Source organism: Citrobacter sp. TBCS-14, assembly GCF_005280805.1.
Classification (GTDB): domain Bacteria; phylum Pseudomonadota; class Gammaproteobacteria; order Enterobacterales; family Enterobacteriaceae; genus Citrobacter; species Citrobacter gillenii.
In genome coordinates this window covers 1-202 of record NZ_SZWM01000223.1, presented here as the reverse complement: position 1 = coordinate 202, position 202 = coordinate 1, and the positions used below count along the sequence as shown (strand labels likewise).

Here is a 202-nt window from a genome sequence, read left to right as displayed (position 1 = left end):
GTCATAGACGTAATCCAGATCGACATGCATCACGCGCATCGTCTGCGGTTCACGCACCTGAGCAACCTGACTGGCAAAACGCTTGAGCGATGGGTTATCAGAAATCAGTACACGCGGGATATCATCAAGGAATGCCGCATTCGCCAGCCCTTCATTAAGCGTAAACGCCATCTTATAACCTTGCTCTTTGGCCAGGTTTAAG

At 50.0% G+C, this 202-nt stretch carries 1 pseudogene; it reads right to left on the bottom strand.

From position 1 onward, the window contains the following. Nucleotides 1-202, bottom strand: a pseudogene (gene pgaB / locus FDX22_RS12215) (poly-beta-1,6-N-acetyl-D-glucosamine N-deacetylase); the annotation flags it as partial.